The sequence below is a fragment of the Halococcus sp. PRR34 genome (assembly GCF_028617175.1).
Lineage (GTDB): Archaea > Halobacteriota > Halobacteria > Halobacteriales > Halococcaceae > Halococcus > Halococcus salifodinae.
Map to the genome: position 1 here is coordinate 120,773 of NZ_JAQJDA010000011.1, position 6,137 is coordinate 126,909.

The window sequence follows — 6,137 nt, forward strand, 5'->3', positions numbered from 1 at the left end:
AGCGAGTGCCCGCAAGGGCACGAGTGAGGAGGCTGGGGAGGACGCGCCGAAGGCGCGGGTGGAAGACACGGAGCAAAAAGAGAGAGCGTCCGTAGCTACCGTCGCCACGTCTCCCGCAGGCGGCGGACCCACTCACCGACGAACTCGAAGCCCGTCGGCTCACGTTGCCCGTACTCCTCGGCGAGGTCCGCCCGTTGTTCGTCGTGTTCCTCGCGATTGTGCTCCATATCCAACCGAAGGAGTCCTCGGCTCATAAAACCACGCCCGTCATCAGACAGACCAATCCGGCGAACAGCGCACTCTCGCCGACAATCAGCCGCCGTTTCCCCACCGCCAGAATCTGATGATTCCTGCTCACCCACTCGCCCATCACGAGCGTGAGCGCAGTCTCCCACGAGTCCGCCTCTGCTCGTCCGTCGATCACTCCCTTGTCCACGAACCCGCCGAGCACCAACTTGCTCAGGTAGGCCTCGTTCGGCCCGAGGAACAGCGTCGAAGTCGTATAGCTCGCGATCGCCGCCCCGAACCCACCCATCAGCAGGATTCCACCGACGATGCCGAACTCCGGCCGGATGGTGACGTCGAGGCCACCGACCAACGAGATTGTCGCGGTCGCGACGACCGTCGCCAACTGCGCCGTCCGCAACGCCTTGTCGTCTAGGTGCTGCTTTCGCTGCTGCTGAGCGTTGAGCACCGTCCGTGCCTCCTGGTACGCCACCGAGACAGGCGTACTCGACCACGTATTCGGACCGCCCGGTCCACTCATCGTCTCGCTCTGGTCGCTCATCTCTCGAACACCTCACCCCTCCGGGGTGTCTCATAAATTGGCCTTCATCGCCTGATCTTCCACTCGCACAGTCCCGTCCCACCGAACTCCCCGAACGGGTCCCGGAGCGGTCGCCGAACGGTAGCCGTGGCGCGCGCGATGAATGCGCGCCGGAGGCGCGCAGAACGTGCGCGAGGGACGAGCGAGTGCCCGCAAGGGCACGACGCGAGGAGGCTGGGGAGGACGCGCCGAAGGCGCGGGTGGTAGCCACGTAGCAAAAAAAGGATTCCAGCGCCCTCACTCGTTGTTCGACAGCTCTGGGAGATCGAGGTGGACCATCCGGTCGTTCGCCCCGAACTCCGAGAGCTTCGTGTGCTCGTAGTGGTTGATCCGGCTCATCGTCTTCTTCCACCGAGGCACGTTGTACTTCTCTTCGCTCACACGCTGCTCGCGCCCTCGCTTCTCGGCCTCCTCACGCTTCTGCTCGCCCCACGACGTCCCGTAGGTGTCTGACTGGAGTTCCCGGATCGCCACGAACCCGACTGTGTCCGAGTCCTCCGCTTCCACGCGCGTGGTGCGTGCCTGCGCCTCCGATCCCTCGAAGCTACTGAGATCCACGTCCACGCCCTCGACCTCGGGCATATCCGCCGCCTGGGGGAAGAACCACTCCTCGCGATGGTTCGTTGGGACCGGCGTGAACTCATCGGCCTCATCGACCTCTGCCTCGCACGACGAGGGCTCGGACATCTCGATGCCACCCATCGGGGAGGGACCGTCGCCTCGCTCACACCGCCAGATCTGGGTGTCGCTCGTCGCCGCCAACGTCGTCTGGTTCCCGTACGCACCGGGCTTGGCGTCGATGATCCGCACCACGTCACCCTCGTTCAGACGCACGTCCATGTTCGAGTTGCGCCAGATGGTCAGCTTCGCCTCGCCCGATTCATCTTCGAGGATCGCGACCTGCTGCTGGTTGCTCGACGCCGGCTCGAACATCGTTGCCACTACGCCCTCGATGGTGGCCCACGAGTCCGTCGGTTCGACCATCGAGAGCGGCGAGACGACCGTCCGGTCTTCGCACAGGTCCTCCACGAGGTCCATCACCGCTTCACTGATGTCCGCTCCACTGGCGACCTTCTGAGCGATGCGCTTGGCGACCGTCGCCCGCGAGCGCCCGAACCGCTCGGCCACCCGCCCCGACTGGGTGTAGATCTCGCCCACCGTCTCCTTGTCCAGGTGCTCGCGAGGGTCGTCTTCGAACCCACGACCGACGTGCCCCGAGGCAGCTTCCGCCTCGACGTCCTCCCGACACTCCTCCATCCGTTTCTGATGAAGCCCCATCGTGCGCTGCTCGCGCTGCTCCTTCTTCTCGGGTCGGGGGTGAACCTCCGGGTTCGCACCCGCCCGGTCGGAGATTTTCTCGAGCTCGGCCTCGCGCCCCTCGATGCGCTCCTGAGTGTAGAGGCTCTTGTCATCGTACTCGCTCTCCCCGCCGGGACCGCCCCATGACCCGTTCACCGCCTCGTCCGTCCCTCGATCGAGCCGCCCCTGTTCTGCGCGCTTCTGCCCGATTTCGTAACCAGGCACGCCGTCGATCGAGAGTTCGAGCTCCGTCTCGCGCTCTCCACCACTGGGGTACTGCACCTCGTCGAACTGCCGCATCCGCTCGGCGTCCCGCACACGCCCTGCGCCGCTGCTCTCGTTCTCGCTCTGTGCGACCGCAACCGTCTTGTCGCTGAAGTTCTTAGAACTCATTGTAGGCAACCTGAGGGGCTACTTACCCCTCTCCGCTACTTACACGGAGAGAGGCGTCGCTGACCGTCGCTGTCGTCGGTACTGACGACTTCATCTCTTCAACCCTCACCCCTACAGGGTGTCCCATAAATTGGGTGCGTACATGCGGTTTGGCAGGCTCGCTACTCCTCCCGCAGACAAACTGAGGAATCCGCCACCGCTGTCACCAGCAACGTCGCTCTTCCACCTCCGACCACACCGCTCTTCCACCGACCCGTTCTTCTCCCGCTTCGAGAGCTCTCCCTTTCCCCACCCTGCTCTCCCCCCTGTACTCCATACTCCGATCCTCCCTCTACACCCATCTCACCCCCGAATTCCCACAGTCCTACTTTCCCGTTCCAGTCCGTTAGCCGCTCCTACTAAGACTTTGTAGCGTCGTGATCTTCCGCAAAAGGAAGTGCGGTCGCCGTCGGTAGCTGTCGGTCCAGGAGCCGCGCGCGAGCAACGCGCGTGCTGCGGGTTTCGCGGTGCGGTCGCGGGAGCCGCTGCCGAGCGGGAGCTGTCGCGGTCGCCGAACGGAGCGGTAGTGGCTGCGGTTGCAGAACGGTCGCGGAGTGGAGGCGGTCGCCGAACGGTCGCGAAGTGGAAGCGGCTGCTGAACGGTCGCAGAGCGGAAGCGGTTGCGGAACGGGCGCGGAGTCGAAGCGGTCGCGGCAGCTGGAGCGAAGGCAGCAGCGGTCGTCGAACGGAACGGTAGCAGTAGCGGTCACTGAACGGAGCGGTGGCGCGTACGATGAATCCGGCCCGGAGGGCCGGAGAACGTGCGCGAGGGACGAGCGAGTGCCCGCAAGGGCACGACGCGAGGAGGTTGGGGAGGACGCGCCGAAGGCGCGGGCGGTAGTCACGTAGCAAAAGGGGGGAGCCGCGACGACGTCACGGCTTATGGTACGAGCAGTCGCCGTCCTCGAACTCCGTGCAGTATTCGAGGACTGCTTCGTATTCGAAGGTGATTTCGTGGGGATACCGATCGGTGAAGTCGTCGTTGCGAACCAGCCTGAAAACGAGATCGCCGTCACAGTCGTGGTTCGGACAGCGGTCCTCGACGATGTAGACGGGCGTCCCGTCGTCGATGGTGTCGCACTCCTCGAGCGAGACGACCCCGTACCGGGGAAGCTTCGCCTTACCGCCGAGATCCTCACGGGCCGCTTCGATCCGAGCTTCCTGTTTGGGCTCACACTCGAAGTCCGGATGGTGGAGGCTGTCGCACTCGCCGCACTCGACCATACCTTGCACACACGACGAGCACCACCACCCCTGGTAGAGCGTCGTTTCGAACTCGGTGCCGTGCTCACGGATGGCGTCGTACGTCATCTCCTCGCCGCAGTCCGGACAGTCCCGCGTCTGTGCGTCGCCGCCGTCGGCGCTGTTACTGCTCATCTCTCGAACACCTCACCCCTTCGGGGTGTCGCAGAAATTGGGCTGCATACATCTCGGTTGAATGGTGCGATGCGGCTCGATCTCCGTAGCAGGGGTGGGACGACCGGAGGGAGTCCCACCCCGTGCGGACATGCTGCCAAAAAAACCCGACAGGCCGGGCTTACTGGTCCTCGACCGTACCCAAGTACGTCCCGCACTCGCAGTCCCGATGCAGCCAGTCCCCGTCGAAGTATTCGTTCTGGAGTTCTGGAGGATGATCGCAGTAGGCCTGCACCACGTCGCCGATCTCCGCGTACGCCTCGTTCAGGAGCTCGTCGGTCATCTGTTTGCGCCCTGCCGATACTTCCTGAAGCTTCCGGGCGGTCTCCGGGTCGATGTCGCTCCGGTTGGTGATGCTGCTGCCGGTACTGATCACTCGCTGCATCGTCTCTCGGATCTGGCTGAAGAGCGTCATTGTCTCGAACACCTCACCCCTCTGGGGTGTCACAAAAATGGCCGTTCGTTATATTCGTTTTCGAATAGCGAATACTCGCGATGCCTCTGGGTCCGATGGTTGCGGGAGCCGCTGCCGTGCAGTCGCAGGAGCCGTGCGGTCGCGGTAGCGGTCGGTCCCGTCGAACGCGCGCGAGAAACGTGCGCGATGCGGTTTCGCGGTGCGGTGCGGTCGTCGTCGTCGCGGATGCGGGGCCGTCGACGAACTCAGCAGAACAGTCGGGTTGCAGCGAGAACTGACGTCCGAAACAGACCTTCGAGCAAAACGTACACGCCGGCCAGCAGCAAGAACCCTATCGGGATGGCTCCACCCAACACGACATCGAGGATTCCGATACTGATTGCGAGCACTACCACGGCCGTCCGGACTCGATCAGTTGTCGGTGCGACTGCGCGTCGTCGTTGTCGGGGGGTTCGTGCCATCTTCTGAATCACTCCACCCCTCGGTGGAGGACAAAGAGCTGCTGGGTTCTACGGGATCATCGCCGCCGTCACGCTACTCGAGGCGAGTCCAACGACGATGGTCAGGAGTGCGAGCGTCCCAATGAGGTTGATGCCCTCGTTGTTTCGCGGGTTCAGCAGGCGCGGCACGTTGACCGAGACTTCGTAGTCGGCGATCGGCCACACCAGCCGAACGTCCGTCCCGGTGAGGAAGTCTCCCAGGACGTGTCCGAAGCCGGCGAGACTCCCGACGGTGAAGCCATACTGAGCAGCGGCGATTGGCGTCACGATCGCGCCGCCAGCGTAGACGGTGATGTTCGCGCCGATCCACCACGTGGGGACTGCGACCAGCGCACCGACGACTGAAGCTCCCACCAGCGAGTGCGTCACACCGTGGGGAATGAATCGCCACGTCAGCCGATCCGGCAGGCCCGCCACCCCGATCGTGATCACTGCTCCAGCCACCGCGAAGGCTGGATACATTTCGGCGATCGACATCCCGAATGGAACGTACAGCAATAGCGCTCCCAAGCAGGCCACCACGCGGGCTGTCGAAGGGGCGTTCGTAGGCTCGATAGCTTCCGTGATTCGTTGGATCGATGATGCCGTACTCATTGTCGAAACTCCGAGGGGTTTCCCTCGTTGGTCATGGATGGTGAGTGAGTGTCGGTACTGGACTCGCCGTCGCGACTGTCCTGGTCTGTCGGTGCGACTTCTCTCATCTCTCTCACCCTCACCCCCTACTGGGCAAACAAACTGCGCGGCGTTTCGTCGGTCATCCAATACATCGGCACGGTGGTAGGTATGAGTTTCAGTGAGCGATCGATCCAGGTTTCTCGCGACAGCTCCAGGTATGCCTCACACTCACACGTCCGGTGGATGGACTCACTCCCAGCGCGCCGCGACTGCAACTCGACTGGATCGTCACACCGACGCCGTTCGGCACAGCTCCAGTTGGTTGATCGAAATGATTGCGAGCTCGTCCAGGCGGGAACTCACCAGCGATCCGGTCCGGTCGACCATCCACTCAGCACCCACCCAGCACCCCATCTCGATCACCTCCTCCACTCCGAGCGAACACCCCCTCGAGATCGGCCACCCAATCCGACGGCTATTCACCCCCACTTCCATCCCTCCGATCCGGCCTTCAACGATCTACCAACAAACGAAAACATCGATTTTCCAGACCCAGACTCAGTACCTCACAAAGCGGGTTAGGTGAACGGGCTGCTTGGTCGGTTGATGCGACCGGACCAAGCAGCCAACGAAC

8 protein-coding genes are annotated in these 6,137 nt (G+C 63.4%); all 8 read right to left on the reverse strand.

The features are described 5' to 3' along the window. Nucleotides 1–95: 95 nt before the first annotated feature. The 8 genes from PHA81_RS13800 to PHA81_RS13835 all read right to left on the reverse strand — a co-directional run bounded on the left by PHA81_RS13800 (nt 96) and on the right by PHA81_RS13835 (nt 5,935). Nucleotides 96–227, reverse strand: coding sequence for a hypothetical protein (locus PHA81_RS13800; protein WP_273837247.1), 132 nt, complete (start codon nt 225–227; stop codon nt 96–98). Between the two features lie 23 nt (nt 228–250). Continuing rightward, the gene (locus PHA81_RS13805) at nt 251–787 is read right to left on the reverse strand and encodes a hypothetical protein (protein ID WP_273837249.1); all 537 of its coding nucleotides are present in this window, start codon (nt 785–787) and stop codon (nt 251–253) included. Between the two features lie 276 nt (nt 788–1,063). Next, nucleotides 1,064–2,518, reverse strand: coding sequence for a hypothetical protein (locus PHA81_RS13810; protein WP_273837250.1), 1,455 nt, complete (start codon nt 2,516–2,518; stop codon nt 1,064–1,066). Between the two features lie 912 nt (nt 2,519–3,430). Further along, on the reverse strand, nt 3,431–3,934 hold the full coding sequence (locus PHA81_RS13815; protein WP_273837251.1) for a hypothetical protein: 504 nt from the start codon (nt 3,932–3,934) through the stop codon (nt 3,431–3,433). A gap of 160 nt (nt 3,935–4,094) precedes the next feature. Beyond that, nucleotides 4,095–4,388, reverse strand: coding sequence for a hypothetical protein (locus PHA81_RS13820; RefSeq protein ID WP_273837252.1), 294 nt, complete (start codon nt 4,386–4,388; stop codon nt 4,095–4,097). A gap of 245 nt (nt 4,389–4,633) precedes the next feature. Continuing rightward, on the reverse strand, nt 4,634–4,849 hold the full coding sequence (locus tag PHA81_RS13825; RefSeq protein WP_273837254.1) for a hypothetical protein: 216 nt from the start codon (nt 4,847–4,849) through the stop codon (nt 4,634–4,636). Between the two features lie 48 nt (nt 4,850–4,897). Next, the gene (locus PHA81_RS13830) at nt 4,898–5,482 is read right to left on the reverse strand and encodes a metal-dependent hydrolase (RefSeq protein WP_273837256.1); all 585 of its coding nucleotides are present in this window, start codon (nt 5,480–5,482) and stop codon (nt 4,898–4,900) included. Nucleotides 5,483–5,791: 309 nt separating this feature from the next. After that, nucleotides 5,792–5,935, reverse strand: coding sequence for a hypothetical protein (locus PHA81_RS13835; RefSeq protein WP_273837257.1), 144 nt, complete (start codon nt 5,933–5,935; stop codon nt 5,792–5,794). Between the last annotated feature and the right edge of the window lie 202 nt (nt 5,936–6,137).

What these genes read in the sequence shown, in the direction of transcription:
- PHA81_RS13810 (WP_273837250.1), bottom strand. Translation starts at nt 2,518, where the DNA reads ATGAGTTCTAAGAACTTCAGCGACAAGACGGTTGCGGTCGCACAGAGC.
- PHA81_RS13800 (WP_273837247.1), bottom strand. Translation starts at nt 227, where the DNA reads ATGGAGCACAATCGCGAGGAACACGACGAACAACGGGCGGACCTCGCC.
- PHA81_RS13825 (WP_273837254.1), bottom strand. Translation starts at nt 4,849, where the DNA reads ATGGCACGAACCCCCCGACAACGACGACGCGCAGTCGCACCGACAACT.
- PHA81_RS13805 (WP_273837249.1), bottom strand. Translation starts at nt 787, where the DNA reads ATGAGCGACCAGAGCGAGACGATGAGTGGACCGGGCGGTCCGAATACG.
- PHA81_RS13820 (WP_273837252.1), bottom strand. Translation starts at nt 4,388, where the DNA reads ATGACGCTCTTCAGCCAGATCCGAGAGACGATGCAGCGAGTGATCAGT.
- PHA81_RS13830 (WP_273837256.1), bottom strand. Translation starts at nt 5,482, where the DNA reads ATGAGTACGGCATCATCGATCCAACGAATCACGGAAGCTATCGAGCCT.
- PHA81_RS13815 (WP_273837251.1), bottom strand. Translation starts at nt 3,934, where the DNA reads ATGAGCAGTAACAGCGCCGACGGCGGCGACGCACAGACGCGGGACTGT.